The organism is Staphylococcus sp. EG-SA-10 (assembly GCF_017151945.1).
Taxonomy (GTDB): domain Bacteria; phylum Bacillota; class Bacilli; order Staphylococcales; family Staphylococcaceae; genus Staphylococcus; species Staphylococcus aureus.
Genome location: NZ_JACVZJ010000002.1, coordinates 98,180 through 113,120 on the forward strand (window position 1 = coordinate 98,180; position 14,941 = coordinate 113,120).

A 14,941-nucleotide genomic window follows, 5' to 3' on the forward strand; every position below is an offset into this window, starting at 1 on the left:
ATACATAGCATATTCAATTACGAAAATGAATTTAACTTGCTTTCAATTGTGTACCTTTACCTTCAGTTGCTTCAACACGCAACAAGTCATTTATAATACCTGTATAGAAGTTGGCGAGTTCTGCACCTTTACGCTTGAAATCTAGGAAATCTACACCGATAAAATCGACATGATCCCATCCTTGTATGATTGGTTTAACTTGCCAGATACCTCTTCGTGTGGCAGGTTCATCATTCGTAACATTAACAAATGGTTGATTAGACGGATGTAATGACGAAATCACTGGTACGACACCATCATTTTTACGCCATTCTTCTCTTGCATCATGCCCAATAATTCTACTCGTTGTATCCATTAAGAAAAATGTACCTAAATCAGGATTTTCATAACCTAATGGACCAGTATGAGATGATACACCTGTATAAGTCGTGTACGTAATATTTGGATTCATACTTGTCATGTTGTTCAATTTTGCAGAGCCATCTAACGTTAAATCATAGGCAGCATTGTCGTCTGATGTCCAAATTTTGCTTTTACTAACGCGTTTTATATAGTCAATGTAACTCTCATTTGGTAATTGTTTAAAGCCCCATTGCGTTAACCCTAAATCGATATTCGAATACTTGTTACCCATAAATCGATTTAAAGCGAACATGATTTTTCTAACAGCTTCTGTATTTCCAAACTTATCAGCTGCTTGTGAACCATTATGTGGTGTTGCTAATGTTGTGATTGATGCAACCATATTGTTATGACCACCAGTGAATAATGGTGATATTTCTCCACCATGCGCTTTATGATAGGCAATTTCTTCTTTGTTACCATTTCTTAAAAACTCTTCCATTAAACGAATTGTTTGACCACCCATACTATGCCCTACAAGATGTACCTTTTTACCAGGTTCCCAATTAGGCATGATTCCTTTATATGTCTTACCATAGCGCTCATGTCCGTATTTAGCTGCATGTGCTGCACCATAATCTACGCGACCACCTTTGATGTAATAATAAAGTTCTACAGCACGATCATAGTTGCTACCAAATGCACTAACACTTGCTTGATGTACATTATAGCCTTGCTTTCTCAATTCTTCGATAACTTTAAATTTATTCCCACCCCAATAATTTGGGTATAAAGCAGGTGCATTATCGCCTACTAATCCTAAAAATCCATGTACAAAAACAACTGGATATTTGTTAAGTGGTTGTACTTGATTCGCTTTAAGTGGTCGAATCTTTTTAGCATCTGCTGCTGCATTTGTAGTCGAACGTGTTTTAGGCGCTTGAAGCGCATCTTTGATTAGTTGTTTATTATCAGTATTTTTATCTGTCGGTTTCTCTGGGGATTTTTGACCATCGATACGTTTACTTAAATCACCAACTTGTGGTTTCTGTTCACTTTGGCGAACAGTATCATCTTGCTTTGCATCTATGATTTGATGTGCGGGTTGATGTGTATCTTGTTGATTTGGATGTTTGTCCGTGGTTGCATCTTGTGCTTTTGTTGATTTAGGTGCAGTTTTATCATTAGATGGGGGTGTTGTTGAAGTTGGTGCTGCTTTATCATGATTTGGTATTACCTTTTGTGCCGGAATGGATGGTTGTGATTTATCAACATCATTCGATTGTGACGTTGTCGATTGTGATCCATTACGTTCAGCATGACGGGTATTTTGAACCTGATCATTTTGGCGTTCAGTTTTGTTAGTCGCATTATTTTGGTGCGACTGTTTAGAACCTTGTCGTTCAGAATCTTGCTTTACTTGATCATCATTTTGCGTTCTGATTGTTTTACTATTTTGTGTTGATTGATGCTTCGATGATTGAAGCGTATCTTTACCTTCTGTCACTGTTCCACTTTTACCATTCTCTTTATGCATATCGTCTAATTGCTTTCCTGACTGCATTTGATGTGACGTTATCGCATTCCCTTGTTCTCCCGGTTGATTTAATGTTTCTTTTTGTGCCGCTGCATTAGACGTTAGTGTTTTTTCCGAGGCTTGTGCTTCATGTGATGAAACAATAAACATTGTAGCCGCTAACACTGACACCACGCCTATTGAATACTTTCTAATACTATACTTTCTTTCTTCTTGTCCTCGTAACATATAATCACCTCAAAAGTATTTTTTTGACCCCCTCTTGAGAATGAAAAACAACTGCACCTTCAATATAACATGACATATATTATTTTTTGATTAAGACTACAAAATTAATAAAAATTTAATAATACGATATTAAATCGATACTAATCATTTACAAATATCTGTATCATCAAATAATTTATAAATACTTTTAGTTGTGGCGTTGAATCAACACAACAACATTTAAGATAAATAATTTATTAAGCTATATAGTTTCAATCTATATATAATTAGTTAATTTGTATTGGTCTGAAAATAATTCAAACTATACAATTATAGTAAGTTTTCAGATTTTTCTAAATTAAAATAATGATTCATCTCATTAAGGGGAAGATGCATCATACAGTTTTGTGTATTCATTTAAACAAAGGGGTTGCTTTAATGAATCAATATCATTCTAATGCACAACAACCAAGTGCATGGCGTTTTTTTGTCTATAGTTTAGTGGGCATACTATGTTTCTTTATTCCTTTTACGATTAATGATAACAACACTATTTTCGTCGATCATGTTCATCTAGCCATTCGCTCAATCATAGGTCCTCTTATGCCCTATGTTGCACTGATTATGATTTTAATTGGTACAGCGTTACCAATAGTGAGACGTACTTTTATGACTTCAATCACAAACTTGGTCATTACATTATTTAAAGTTGCAGGTGCAATGATCGGTATAATGTATGTATTTAAAATCGGTCCATCAATACTATTTAAAGCTAACTATGGTCCGTTTTTGTTTGAAAAATTAATGATGCCATTAAGTATCTTAATTCCAGTAGGTGCAATTGCGCTTTCTTTATTAGTAGGCTATGGCTTGTTAGAATTTGTCGGTGTTTATATGGAGCCAATTATGAGACCTATTTTTAAAACACCAGGTAAATCCGCTGTCGATGCAGTGGCTTCGTTTGTCGGCAGTTATTCCTTAGGATTATTGATTACTAATCGTGTCTATAAGCAAGGGATGTACAACAAACGAGAAGCCACGATTATTGCGACTGGCTTTTCAACAGTTTCAGCAACTTTTATGATTATCGTTGCTAAAACTTTAGGATTAATGCCGCATTGGAATTTATACTTTTGGATAACTTTAGTCATCACATTTGTCGTGACTGCAATTACTGCATGGCTACCGCCAATCATCAATGAATCAACAGAATATTATAACGGACAAGAAGGAGAACAAGAAGTTGCTATTGAAGGAAGCAGACTGAAAACTGCATATGCAGAGGCGATGAAACAAAATGCATTAACACCATCCCTCGTGAAGAACGTTTGGGACAATTTGAAAGACGGTTTAGAAATGACTGTTGGTATTTTGCCTTCTATATTATCGATTGGTTTTTTAGGACTGATTGTAGCGAACTATACACCATTTATTGATTGGCTTGGTTATATATTCTATCCATTTATTTATATTTTCCCAATCGCTGATCAGGCTGTACTTGCAAAAGCTTCAGCGATTTCTATTGTAGAAATGTTTCTACCATCTTTGTTAGTAACTAAAGCTGCAATGAGTACTAAATTTGTCGTCGGTGTAGTAAGCGTATCAGCCATTATCTTTTTCTCAGCATTAGTGCCATGTATACTAGCAACTGAAATTAAAATACCTGTCTGGAAACTCATCATCATTTGGTTTTTACGCGTGGCATTGTCGCTATTAATCACTATCCCCGTCGCTTTACTTATTTTTGGATAATTCAAATTAAAAATAAAATCACTATCATAAACAAACAAAACGAGATGAACCCATTACATTCATTGAGTCACCTAAGATAATTAGGTACCTTTAATTAATGATGGTCATCTCGTTTTTTATCGTTATCATTTAATCTTCCATAACTTGAACAAAACGTTTCGTAATTTCTTTTGGTCGTGTTATCGCACCACCAACGACTGAACAATGAACGCCTAAGTCCATCACGCGTTTATACATATCCGGTGTAATGACATTACCTTCCGCAATAACTTTTGCATCGACACTTTGAAGTACATCTTTTAGAAATTGGAAGTCATTTTGATAAAGTAATTGTCCTTGCGTATAACTAGTATAGCCATGTAACGTCGTGCCAATATAATCAAAGCCAAGTCGTGCCGCATTTTTAGCTTCTTCAACGGTCGCGATATCAGCCATGATTTCAACGTTAGGTGCATGTGTTCTAATATATGATACTAATTCGTCTAACGTTTCTTTCGGACGTTGCTGTAACGTTGCATCCAATGCAATGACTTCACATTGGCTTTCTATCAGTTCATCAACTTCTTTTGACGTTGCAGTAATGAAAACATCTGAGTGATCATAGTCACGTTTCACAATGCCAATAACTGGTAAATCTACCGTTTCTTTAATTGCTAAAATGTCTTCCTTAGTATTTGCGCGAATACCAACAGCACCACCTTCATACGCAGCTAATGCCATTTTCGACATAATAAAAGATGAATGTAATGGTTCATCTGGTAGTGCCTGACAAGATACTATTAATCCATGTGGTAACATTATTCCTCACTCCATAAGTCGTTTTTTCACGTAAAGTCATTTACAATATATCATTAAGATAATTTTTATCAATGCTTTTTACTATCTTGAAAATATTTTTCATATATAATAGTAATCATTAAGATGAAGGGGTGACACAATGAAATTTGAGAATCGTGTTCAACGTTATCAACATTTATTTACAAAAACTGATAAACGCATCGTCAATTATATAAGACAAAATGGTTATAGCGATGCCTTTTCAACGATTAACTCCTTAGCCCATGCGATTGGTACATCACCAGCAACGATGACACGCTTTAGTCATAAGCTGGATTATGAGAATTTCCAAGATTTAAAATTTAATATTCAACAAGAAATGACAGAGACAGTTATTGAAAATAGCCCAATCATTCAAAGAATTCATAAATATCATCAACAAATCATTCAACAAACTGGTGAATTTATTGATAACGACATTATCCAAACCTTTATCGACAAACTTCAATCAAGTCGACATATACTCTTTGCTGGACTAGGTAGCTCTGGTTTATCAGCGACTGAATTTTATTATCGTATGATTCGTATGGGGCTAAAAGGTAATGTTACTACCGATTCACATTTAATGAAAATATCGGCATCTCTACTATCTCATTCGGACATGTTTATTGCTATGTCAAATAGTGGTAATACTTCGGAATTAATTTCAGCAGCGGAAGTCGCCAAATCTCATGGTGCATATGTCGTTGCCATCACAAATTTCGAAGGTAGTAAACTTACAGATTGTGCAGATTTAGTACTTTTAACAACGGATCAATCGCGTAATACCGACCATCAATTTATCAACACACAAATTGCGACACTCTTTTTAATCGATATCGTGAGTTATCATTTATTAGAAAATACAAATCTGAGTCAAACTTATCAACATACTAAATCTATTATCCTAGACAACAAATAACTAGTAGTATATTCAAATCCACCTGCAACTGTAAACAATCATCGTGATTGTCCCAACAAGTTGCTAGGTGCTTTTTTAATTTCAATGCCAAATACTTTTTTACATTTTTGAGATCTATACGTTCAAGCGTCTTCAATTTAATATGCCAGTGGCACACTGTTGGTTGATATAGTTTAGATTGGTCCTAGATAGAGTGTGATGTGTGGAACTAACAACAGCTCTCATCTCTCATATCGGTTTCAAATTCTATTTTAGAATGACTCCTTCTTTCAACCATCATTGCAAACAGCCATATAATGCTGCATCATTTTTACTCTTAGTCGTTTGTATCGGTGCATAAACATAGTCTTTTGGTAAATAGTGTGCAACTTTCGGCTCGATATATTTAATGAGATTGTCTCCTTGTTCAGATATACCGCCACCAATTAATATAAGCCCTGGATCATACATGACTTGTATTTGGGCAATCCCTTCTGCTACATCTTCTGCCCACTCATTCAATATTTGTTTTGCAATATCATCACCTTCTTCAGCTGCTTCAAACAATACTGGCACATGTGTGCTTCTCGTAAATCCTCCATCAATCATGCGCTTTTTCAATGCACTCGTTGCAGCACGTTGCTCAAACGTTGTATTTTCAGTTGGACGATACAATAAATACTCAACTTCATTTGCCTTATGAAGTTCACCATTATCAATATGGCCTTGATTATTTTTGTACGCACCCCCAATGCCAGTACCAAGCGTCATACAAAAGATCCGTTCTGCTTGATATTGATGTAATTTCAATTCGCCTAGTAATGCAGCGTTTACATCATTTTTTACTTTGACATAAGGAGACAGGGATTTTAATAATCGCTTAAAATTAGTACCTTTATAATTCGGAATGGTTGGCCCTGCGTATACAATTTCGCCTTTTTGTTCATCAACAACGCCTGCTGATGAAATACCTATGACAGGTTGAATCAAATGATATTGCTTCATATATCCTGTTACAATCTCATATACTTTGTCAGTAATAAGCTCACTTTTATTGTCCGGCGTTGGTATTTGTTGATAGTCAAACATGTTCAATTGCTTATCAATAACTGCCGATTTAATTTGAGTGCCTCCAATATCGATTGCGATGTAATACACCTTACTCACTCCATTTCTATTGATTTTGAAAAATATTTTCATTAATTATACATAAATATGACTACAATTTTCAAAAAGATATTGTTACATTTTATGATAGCGTTTACAATTATAGCTGTAAACTATATTATCAAATGATTTTTGGAGGGACTTCATAATGAACAAAGATTTAAAAGGTTTATATGCAGCGTTACTCGTTCCTTTTGATGAAAATGGTCAAGTAAATGAACAAGGACTTAAACAAATTGCTCAAAATGCCATTGAAAATGAAGAATTAGACGGTCTTTATGTAAATGGTAGCTCAGGCGAAAACTTTTTATTAAATACAGAACAGAAGAAGCAAGTTTTCAAGGTTGCCAAAGAGGCAGTTGGGGATAAGGTGAAATTGATTGCTCAAGTAGGTTCGTTAGATTTAAATGAAGCCATTGAACTCGGAAAATATGCCACAGAACTCGGTTATGATGCACTTTCTGCCGTAACACCATTCTACTATCCATTTACTTTTGAAGAAATTAGAGATTACTATTTCGATATTATCGAAGCAACACAGAACAATATGATTATTTATGCAATACCAGATTTAACAGGTGTGAATATTTCTATTGAACAATTCAGCGAGCTTTTTAATCACGAAAAAATTGTTGGTGTTAAATATACAGCGCCAAACTTCTTCCTACTAGAACGTATTAGAAAAGCATTCCCAGACAAATTAATCTTATCTGGCTTTGATGAAATGTTAGTTCAAGCTACGATTTCTGGCGTAGATGGTGCAATTGGTTCTACATATAACGTTAATGGTCGCCGCGCTAGAAAAATCTTCGACTTAGCAAGACAAGGTCAAATTCAAGAAGCTTACCAACTACAACATGATTCAAACGACATTATCGAAACAGTGTTATCAATGGGGATTTATCCAACATTGAAAGAAATATTACGTCATCGTGGCATTGATGCAGGATTACCGAAAAGACCTTTCAAACCTTTTAACGAAGCACATCGACAAACATTAGATCAACTCATTGCAAAATACGATTTATAGACATCAAAGAATCAATACATTGTAAAGGGGATGTTGCCCATGAAAGAAGTTGGATTTGGCACACTAAACTGGGTTGCCGTTATCATTTATCTACTAGCTATGTTGTTCATTGGCGTTTATTTTACCAAGCGCGCGAGCCAAAGTACGAATAGTTTCTTTACCGCAAGTGGTCGCTTGCCATCTTGGGTAGTTGGCTTTTCAATTTATGCCACTACATTAAGTGCAATTACGTTTATGTCTACACCAGAGAAAGCATTTTTAACAGATTGGTCATATATTGCAGGTAACATCGCTATCGTAGCAATTATTCCATTACTCATTTATTTCTATGTTCCATTCTTTAAAAAGTTAAAGGTAACATCTGCATATGAATATCTAGAAGCACGTTTCGGACCTAGCATTCGTGTCATTGGCTCTTTACTATTTGTAGTTTATCATCTAGGGCGTGTAGCAATCGTTATCTACTTACCAACATTAGCGATTACATCTGTATCAGACATGAATCCTTATATCGTTGCATCACTCGTTGGTTTACTATGTATTTTATATACATTTTTAGGTGGTTTCGAAGGTGTGGTTTGGAGTGATTTCATTCAAGGCGTCATTCTATTAGGCGGCGCTTTAGTTATCATCATTCTTGGTGTTATGAATATCAAAGGCGGTTTTGGCACTGTCTTTGCAGATGCGATTGAGCACAAAAAATTAATTAGTGCAGACAATTGGAAACTAAATACTGCAGCAGCTGCCATTCCAATTATTTTCCTAGGAAATATTTTCAACAACTTGTATCAATACACAGCGAGTCAAGACGTCGTGCAGCGTTATCAAGCTTCTGATAGTTTAAAAGAAACAAATAAATCGTTATGGACAAATGGTATCCTAGCTTTAATTTCAGCACCTTTATTTTATGGTATGGGTACAATGTTGTATTCATTTTATGCACATGAAGCTGTTTTGCCAAAAGGCTTCAATACATCATCTGTAGTGCCATATTTCATTTTGACTGAGATGCCACCATTTGTAGCAGGATTACTTATTGCAGGTATTTTCGCAGCTGCACAGTCTACCATTTCATCTAGTTTAAATTCTATATCTGCTTGTATTTCAATCGACATTAAGCAACGCTTCTTCGGAAAAGGTAGCGAGCGACACGAAGTTAACTTTGCTCGTTTGGTCATCATCATTGCAGGTATTTTCGGTTTTGGAATGTCACTATACTTAATTGCTTCTAATTCAAATGACTTATGGGATTTATTCTTGTTTGTAACTGGATTATTCGGCGTTCCATTGGCTGGTATATTTGCAGTTGGTATTTTCACTAAACGTACGAATACATTCGGTGTTATTTGTGGATTAATATTGGGTATCATCTTTGCTTACGTCTATAATGGTGTTGGCAAAGGTAACTCACCTTTCTATGTATCTACCATTTCATTTACAGTTGCTTTTGTCTTTGCTTATATACTTAGCTTCATTGTCCCTTCAAAACATAAAAAAGATATAACGGGATTAACAATTTTTGAAAAAGATAAACCATCAACATACATTTCAAAAACGGCTACGAAAAAGTAGATTGTTATGATAAAACCCCATCACTAAGTTATGATGCGCTGTTGCGCCAACTTGGTGATGGGGTTTTGATGTTGTTATAAATTTAATTTAGATACTTCGATTAATTTACAATACTAGGCCAATGATTGATCCTGAAATGATTGAAGCTAGAGTTGAACCAAGTAACAGCCTCATTGCAAAGGATGCAACTTTTTCTCCTTGTTTATCACTAATGCCTTTAATTGAACCTACGATGATACCAACCGTACCAAAATTAGCGAAGCTTACTAAGTAAACTGAAATGATACCTTGTGTTCGAGCAGATACATCACCCAGGACATTTTTAAAATCAAGCATTGCTACAAACTCATTTGTAATTAATTTAGTCGCCATTAAAGAGCCAGCTGGAACAGCTTCGCTCCATGGAATCCCCATTAAGAATGCGATTGGTGCAAACACATAGCCAATAAGCTGTTTAAAGTTCAAACCAACACTACCAAACATGATATTAATTGCTTCCATTAGTGAAATAAATGCTAACAACATTACGGCTACTACAACAGCGATTTTAAACCCATCCATTGCACTATCACCAATCATTTGGAAAAAGGCAACTTTCTTAGGTTTTCCTGTTTTTCCATTCAATGTTTTAGTTTCTGTGGATTTCGTTAAGTTATCAATTTCAACATCAGTATCATCAGATTTATAGGGATTGATTACACTGGCGATGATAAGCGCACTAAAAATATTTAACATTACTGCTGTAACTACGAACTTAGGCTCAATCATCTGCATATATGAACCCAACATTGCCATACTAACAGCACTCATACCAGATGTCGCAATTGTATATAATTTTGCTCTAGACAACTTTGGTATAATGTCTTTTATAGTTAAGTACACTTCTGGCTGTCCAAACATCGCTGTCGAAATAGCAAAGTAACTTTCTAAACGCCCCATTCTCGTTATTTTATTAATAGCAATACCTACATATTTGATAATAAATGGTAATACCTTAATATAATTAAAAATGCCTATTAATACAGAAATGAACACTAATGGCAGCAACACATTTAAAAAGAATGTAAAGCCATTTTTATTTTGTATATCTCCAAAAACAAAGTTTATACCTGCTTTACTAACATTTATTAACCCTTCAAAAAATGAACCTAATGCAGTTAAGATTGTTAAACCAATCGTTGTGTTCATCATAAATAACACAATCAACACTTGAATAAATATCATTATTAACGTCTTTTTGAAGTCTATGTTTTTACGATCAAAACTGAATAAAAACGCAACAAATAGTGCAAATGCTATCCCTGTGATAGCGAATAAAATATTCATGTATCATCACCTACAATAATTTATTAACAGCGACAGCAATTTTAGCACCCAACGCCGCATTGTTTTCAACAAGTTTTATATTTGCTGCTAAACTTTTACCATTCGTTTTTTCTACAATTTTCCCTAACAAGAACGGTGTGGCGTCCTTACCTTTAATACCTTGGTTTTCGGCTTCAACAACAGCTTCATTTATGATTGCCTCAATATATGCTTTTGATAAGGCATGCTCATATGGAATTGGATTAGCAACAACAATGCCACCTTCAAGATTTAACTGCTGTTTTGTTAAATGAATGTCAGCAAGTCGTTCTGGCGTTTCAACCGAACTTGTTAACTTAACACCGCTTTCGCGAGTGAAGAATGCTGGCAATTCATTCGTTTGATATCCAATAACTGGAACGCCTTTTGTTTCTAAATACTCCATTGTCTTAGGTAAGTCTAAAATTGATTTGGCACCTGCACAGATAACAGTGACATTTGTTTTAGACAGTTCTTCTAAGTCTGCTGAAATATCCATCGTATGTTCTGCACCTTTATGGACACCCCCAATACCTCCAGTAACAAAAAATTGAATACCAGCCATTGCAGCACATATCATCGTCGTCGCTACAGTAGTAGCACCAATACGCTTCATAGCAACAATTTCTGCTAAATCCCTTCTAGACACTTTAGCAACGTCTTTATTAGTTGCAAGTATTTCTAAATCTTCACTTTCTAAACCAATTTTAATTTTGCCCTCTATAATGGCTATGGTTGCTGGAATGGCACCATTATTTCTGATAATTTGCTCTACCGTTGTTGCCATTTCAACATTTTGTGGGTACGGCATACCATGCGAAATAATTGTTGATTCTAATGCTACAATCGGTTGATTGTTCTCCCGTGCTTGCTGAACTTCTCGAGAATATTCAATATACTTTTGTAAATTTGCCATTTTTATAATCCTCCATATCGTGATAAAGTTGCTGTTGATCTAGGTTTTGCCTAACTGTATATTTCGTTTCTATCGTTTTCTTTGCGTTAACCATACCAGCAATTAATATATCTTCAGTAGGCATCCCATTTAACCAGCTATACACTACTGCAGCACAGAATGAATCACCTGCACCTGTAACATCTTTCACACTATTTGATGGCATAACTGACTTGATGATTTCTTCCTCACCACTTCGATAAATGAGTTCTTTCACGCCATTTGTCACAATAACATTTTTAACACCTAAATCATTCCAGCGTTTAGCAGCTATTTTTAAATCATCAGTAGATTCTATTTTTAAATTTAAGTATGTTTCTGTTTCATCTTTATTCGTGATAATCCAATCAATAGCATGTAATGAATCAGGCATATTTTTCATTTTTGGGGAAGAAACCGTGGTGATAACTAATTTGATTTGATGTTTCGTGGTATAGGCACATAAGAAGTTTAATGCCTCTTTGCCTAAATTCAAATCGACAATAATGCACTTAGCCTTTTTCAATAAGTGTGAACGCTTAATTAAAAATTCAGGCGTAATGTAGTCAAACACTTCCATATCTGCTAAGCCATATGTCATGTCGCCTTCTTTACTAATTAAAGCTGTATATGAACCTGTACTCGCATTTTCAAATTGTTGAACATGATCCAAATTCATAAATGGTGTGGACAATCGTTTAATCATTTCCCATTCACTATCTTGTCCACTAGCAGATAAAAAAGCGACCGTTTCGCCAAGCCTACCTAAGTTCTCAGCAATATTTCTTGCTACGCCACCAATAGAGCGTGTTGACGTTACAGGATTTGATGTTTCTGCAACTAAATCCTTATGCACATAAAACTTACGATCTACATTCGCTGCGCCAATACAAACAATAGGATAATCTTCATTTAAAACATATGCCTTTCCCATAACATATTCCTTTTGTATTAATCCTGAAATAATGTTTGCTACGCTGGGTCTAGATAATCCAATTGCCTCAGCAAGTTCACGTTGTGAAATAAACGGATTATCTTTAATTCTTTTTAAAATTTCTTTCTCAGAATCGCTCATAACATCCCTCCTCATATTGACTTAAAATACTTGAATCAGTGAATTTACAAAAATATCGTAGCATGCAGTTATTTCTGTTGTAAACGCTTACATTTACCGTTATATCAATGATATTTGTTTATAAAATACGCATAATTTCGTAAAAAGTTAGTTCATTCCATCGCGTAAAAGGCACTTGAGAAAATGATATATGTTTATACAGTATGATATTTGTCGACTATAAATTATGACATTTTTATGTCTTATATTTTTCTATAAAAAAACGTGACTCATTATCGACTGTTACATCGACTGAATCACGTTACTATGTTTTATTTGTTTTTACTATTCAATATGATGATGTTATGCGTCTACTGCACCTCGATTAATCATGTCTTGCTTAGTAACAATTGGATATTTTTTAAATACGATTGAACCAAGATAACCTGCAAGCGCACCTACAATCGCCATTACTACACCATAAATCACAATTGTCGTCGGATGATTAAATCCAAACATAACTAAAAATCCTGCAATCGGTGTAGCTGTACCTGTCGCATCGTTAATTAAACCTGACATAGCAATAATTAAACCAGCAATCGCACCACCAAAGAAATTTGTAATATAGATTGGAATTGGATTGGCTGATACAATATCTGCTTGTGATAAAGGTTCAATACTTACTGCAATCGTAGACTTACGATCACCTAATTTTAAGCGATGGAATAGCGTCCCATTCATAAATGCCGAACTAAATGCTGCCATGGCACCAATAGCCATAGGTACACCCGTTAAACCTAATAATGCTGTCAATGCCATTGAACTCAATGGCGCTGTGCCGACAACCGTGATAATACCACCTAAAATGATACCCATGATAATTGGATTCGTATTCGTACTACTTTGGATAATATCACCAATTCGAATCAATGTACTATTCACTACTGGCGTTAATAATACTGCAATAAGACGAGCTAATGGCGCTAAGATGACAATCGATCCAATTAAGTCGACACCATCCGGCACATATTTCTCTGTATATTTCATCACATATCCAATCATATAACCCGCAAAGAAACCTGGTAATAAATCCATACCACCGCACGCGGCTGCTATAACTAATGCATATACTGGTGACACACCGATAGCTAATGCTGTTAATCCAGCGGCAGCGACACCACCTAGACCTCCCGCAGCGTCTCCTAGCTCTTCTAAAAATTTAATACCGAATACTTCGCCACCAACATATTTATTAAATGCTTCTACTAAAAATGTTGCGATTGCTGCATTAGCTAATGCTCCCATGGCACGCATACCATTAGGTGCTTTATATGTAAATAATGTAAAAATCACTAAGACCAAAAATAAAAATAAAGTACCTATCAATAAATCCATAACCATTGACCCCCATTACGATAATTTTATATTCAATCCCCATATTTAAATATTGAATACTTAGAGGCCATTTTACTACAAAAAATATTATATTTCACGGAATATTTCTAATTTTCGATAATAATAATTATTAATTGAATGTGAAAGTTTATTCAAATAATACATAAACATAAAAATACCGGCACATGATGTACCGGCTTAATAAAACTATTCTACTGTTTCATTTTCAAGATTAAGGACGCCATCTTTCATATGATATGAACGATCACAATATGCTTTAAGTCGTTCATCATGTGTAACAATAATACATGCTTTCTTTCTTTGTTTGGCTTGATCACGTAAAATTTTAATGACTTCAATCGCATTTTCAGTATCTAACGCCGCGGTAGGTTCATCCGCTAAAATAATCGACGGATTCGTATACAACGCTTTGGCTATGGCCACACGTTGTTTCTGACCACCTGAAATTTCTGATGGTAACTTATTAAGCAATGATGTTAGCCCTAATTGTGACATAAGTTGCTGATAGTCTTCATTAGACATAACATTCTTATTTTTCTTTTTCAATAATGTAAATTGTTGCTTTACCGTTAAAAATGGCACAAGATTTGTAGCTTGTAAAATAAAACCTATCTCAGACATTCTAACTTTTGCCAATGCTTTTTGCTTCATTGTCGTAATATCTTGGTTATTGATTAAAATGCGCCCAGATGTCGGCGTTTGTAAAGCACCTGCCATAGTTAGAAATGTACTTTTACCAGAGCCAGAAGGTCCAACCAATGCTATAATATCACCTTTATTTATCTCAAAATTTGTATCTTTAACCGCTTCAATGTTACGATTCCCATCTTTAAATGACTTTGTTACATTTTCAAATTTCAACATTTGCT

The 14,941-nt window shown here is 34.9% G+C and carries 13 protein-coding genes; 5 read left to right on the plus strand and 8 right to left on the minus strand.

The genetic code is table 11. The annotated features are described in order from the left end of the window. Positions 1-31: 31 nt before the first annotated feature. Positions 32-2,107 carry a YSIRK domain-containing triacylglycerol lipase Lip2/Geh gene (gene lip2 / locus IDG45_RS02575; protein ID WP_031927432.1) on the minus strand — a complete coding sequence of 692 codons (2,076 nt, stop codon included), beginning with the start codon at positions 2,105-2,107 and terminating at the stop codon, positions 32-34. A gap of 417 nt (positions 2,108-2,524) precedes the next feature. On the opposite strand from lip2, the gene IDG45_RS02580 reads away from it, so the two are divergent. Then, the gene (locus IDG45_RS02580; RefSeq protein ID WP_001077702.1) at positions 2,525-3,838 is read left to right on the plus strand and encodes a YjiH family protein; all 1,314 of its coding nucleotides are present in this window, start codon (positions 2,525-2,527) and stop codon (positions 3,836-3,838) included. 129 nt (positions 3,839-3,967) lie between these two features. Here IDG45_RS02580 and IDG45_RS02585 read toward each other — a convergent pair whose 3' ends face one another. Beyond that, positions 3,968-4,636, minus strand: a complete 669-nt coding sequence (locus tag IDG45_RS02585; protein ID WP_000936721.1) for an N-acetylmannosamine-6-phosphate 2-epimerase — start codon at positions 4,634-4,636, stop codon at positions 3,968-3,970. A 139-nt stretch (positions 4,637-4,775) separates the two neighbouring features. Here IDG45_RS02585 and rpiRa point away from each other — a divergent pair, with 139 nt between their 5' ends. Further along, a complete protein-coding gene (gene rpiRa / locus IDG45_RS02590; RefSeq protein ID WP_000667382.1) occupies positions 4,776-5,576 on the plus strand; it encodes a pentose phosphate pathway transcriptional regulator RpiRA in 801 nt (266 codons plus the stop codon). 276 nt (positions 5,577-5,852) lie between these two features. Here the strand turns inward: rpiRa and IDG45_RS02595 are convergent, their stop codons facing one another. Further along, positions 5,853-6,713, minus strand: a complete 861-nt coding sequence (locus IDG45_RS02595; protein WP_206171543.1) for an ROK family protein — start codon at positions 6,711-6,713, stop codon at positions 5,853-5,855. Positions 6,714-6,870: 157 nt separating this feature from the next. Here IDG45_RS02595 and IDG45_RS02600 point away from each other — a divergent pair, with 157 nt between their 5' ends. Beyond that, positions 6,871-7,752 carry an N-acetylneuraminate lyase gene (locus IDG45_RS02600; protein ID WP_111063681.1) on the plus strand — a complete coding sequence of 294 codons (882 nt, stop codon included), beginning with the start codon at positions 6,871-6,873 and terminating at the stop codon, positions 7,750-7,752. A 39-nt stretch (positions 7,753-7,791) separates the two neighbouring features. Next, positions 7,792-9,324, plus strand: a complete 1,533-nt coding sequence (locus IDG45_RS02605; protein ID WP_000665723.1) for a sodium:solute symporter family protein — start codon at positions 7,792-7,794, stop codon at positions 9,322-9,324. A gap of 105 nt (positions 9,325-9,429) precedes the next feature. On the opposite strand, the gene IDG45_RS02610 is transcribed toward IDG45_RS02605, so the two are convergent. The 4 genes from IDG45_RS02610 to IDG45_RS02625 all read right to left on the minus strand — a co-directional run bounded on the left by IDG45_RS02610 (position 9,430) and on the right by IDG45_RS02625 (position 14,009). Then, a complete protein-coding gene (locus tag IDG45_RS02610) occupies positions 9,430-10,650 on the minus strand; it encodes a NupC/NupG family nucleoside CNT transporter (protein ID WP_001022967.1) in 1,221 nt (406 codons plus the stop codon). A gap of 10 nt (positions 10,651-10,660) precedes the next feature. Further along, complete coding sequence (locus IDG45_RS02615) at positions 10,661-11,584, minus strand: pseudouridine-5'-phosphate glycosidase (RefSeq protein WP_000002077.1); 924 nt, start codon at positions 11,582-11,584, stop codon at positions 10,661-10,663. Continuing rightward, positions 11,559-12,677: a carbohydrate kinase gene (locus IDG45_RS02620; protein ID WP_001283967.1), complete on the minus strand. Its 1,119-nt coding sequence runs from the start codon at positions 12,675-12,677 to the stop codon at positions 11,559-11,561. Before IDG45_RS02620 ends, IDG45_RS02615 begins: the two co-directional genes overlap by 26 nt. A gap of 342 nt (positions 12,678-13,019) precedes the next feature. After that, positions 13,020-14,009 carry a PTS sugar transporter subunit IIC gene (locus IDG45_RS02625; RefSeq protein ID WP_223181135.1) on the minus strand — a complete coding sequence of 330 codons (990 nt, stop codon included), beginning with the start codon at positions 14,007-14,009 and terminating at the stop codon, positions 13,020-13,022. On the opposite strand from IDG45_RS02625, the gene IDG45_RS13825 reads away from it, so the two are divergent. Continuing rightward, complete coding sequence (locus IDG45_RS13825) at positions 13,960-14,100, plus strand: hypothetical protein (RefSeq protein WP_011446983.1); 141 nt, start codon at positions 13,960-13,962, stop codon at positions 14,098-14,100. The genes IDG45_RS02625 and IDG45_RS13825 overlap by 50 nt on opposite strands. 158 nt (positions 14,101-14,258) lie before the next feature. Here IDG45_RS13825 and IDG45_RS02630 read toward each other — a convergent pair whose 3' ends face one another. Continuing rightward, positions 14,259-14,936 (minus strand): ABC transporter ATP-binding protein, encoded by a 678-nt coding sequence (locus tag IDG45_RS02630; RefSeq protein ID WP_000911023.1) that lies wholly within the window; start codon positions 14,934-14,936, stop codon positions 14,259-14,261. Between the last annotated feature and the right edge of the window lie 5 nt (positions 14,937-14,941).

Excerpts from the sequence above, each read along its gene's own strand:
- IDG45_RS13825 (WP_011446983.1), top strand. The coding sequence starts at position 13,960 with ATGGCACGCATACCATTAGGTGCTTTATATGTAAATAATGTAAAAATC.
- IDG45_RS02600 (WP_111063681.1), top strand. The coding sequence starts at position 6,871 with ATGAACAAAGATTTAAAAGGTTTATATGCAGCGTTACTCGTTCCTTTT.
- IDG45_RS02615 (WP_000002077.1), bottom strand. The coding sequence starts at position 11,584 with ATGGCAAATTTACAAAAGTATATTGAATATTCTCGAGAAGTTCAGCAA.
- IDG45_RS02585 (WP_000936721.1), bottom strand. The coding sequence starts at position 4,636 with ATGTTACCACATGGATTAATAGTATCTTGTCAGGCACTACCAGATGAA.
- lip2 (WP_031927432.1), bottom strand. The coding sequence starts at position 2,107 with ATGTTACGAGGACAAGAAGAAAGAAAGTATAGTATTAGAAAGTATTCA.
- IDG45_RS02605 (WP_000665723.1), top strand. The coding sequence starts at position 7,792 with ATGAAAGAAGTTGGATTTGGCACACTAAACTGGGTTGCCGTTATCATT.
- rpiRa (WP_000667382.1), top strand. The coding sequence starts at position 4,776 with ATGAAATTTGAGAATCGTGTTCAACGTTATCAACATTTATTTACAAAA.
- IDG45_RS02580 (WP_001077702.1), top strand. The coding sequence starts at position 2,525 with ATGAATCAATATCATTCTAATGCACAACAACCAAGTGCATGGCGTTTT.
- IDG45_RS02610 (WP_001022967.1), bottom strand. The coding sequence starts at position 10,650 with ATGAATATTTTATTCGCTATCACAGGGATAGCATTTGCACTATTTGTT.
- IDG45_RS02620 (WP_001283967.1), bottom strand. The coding sequence starts at position 12,677 with ATGAGCGATTCTGAGAAAGAAATTTTAAAAAGAATTAAAGATAATCCG.
- IDG45_RS02630 (WP_000911023.1), bottom strand. The coding sequence starts at position 14,936 with ATGTTGAAATTTGAAAATGTAACAAAGTCATTTAAAGATGGGAATCGT.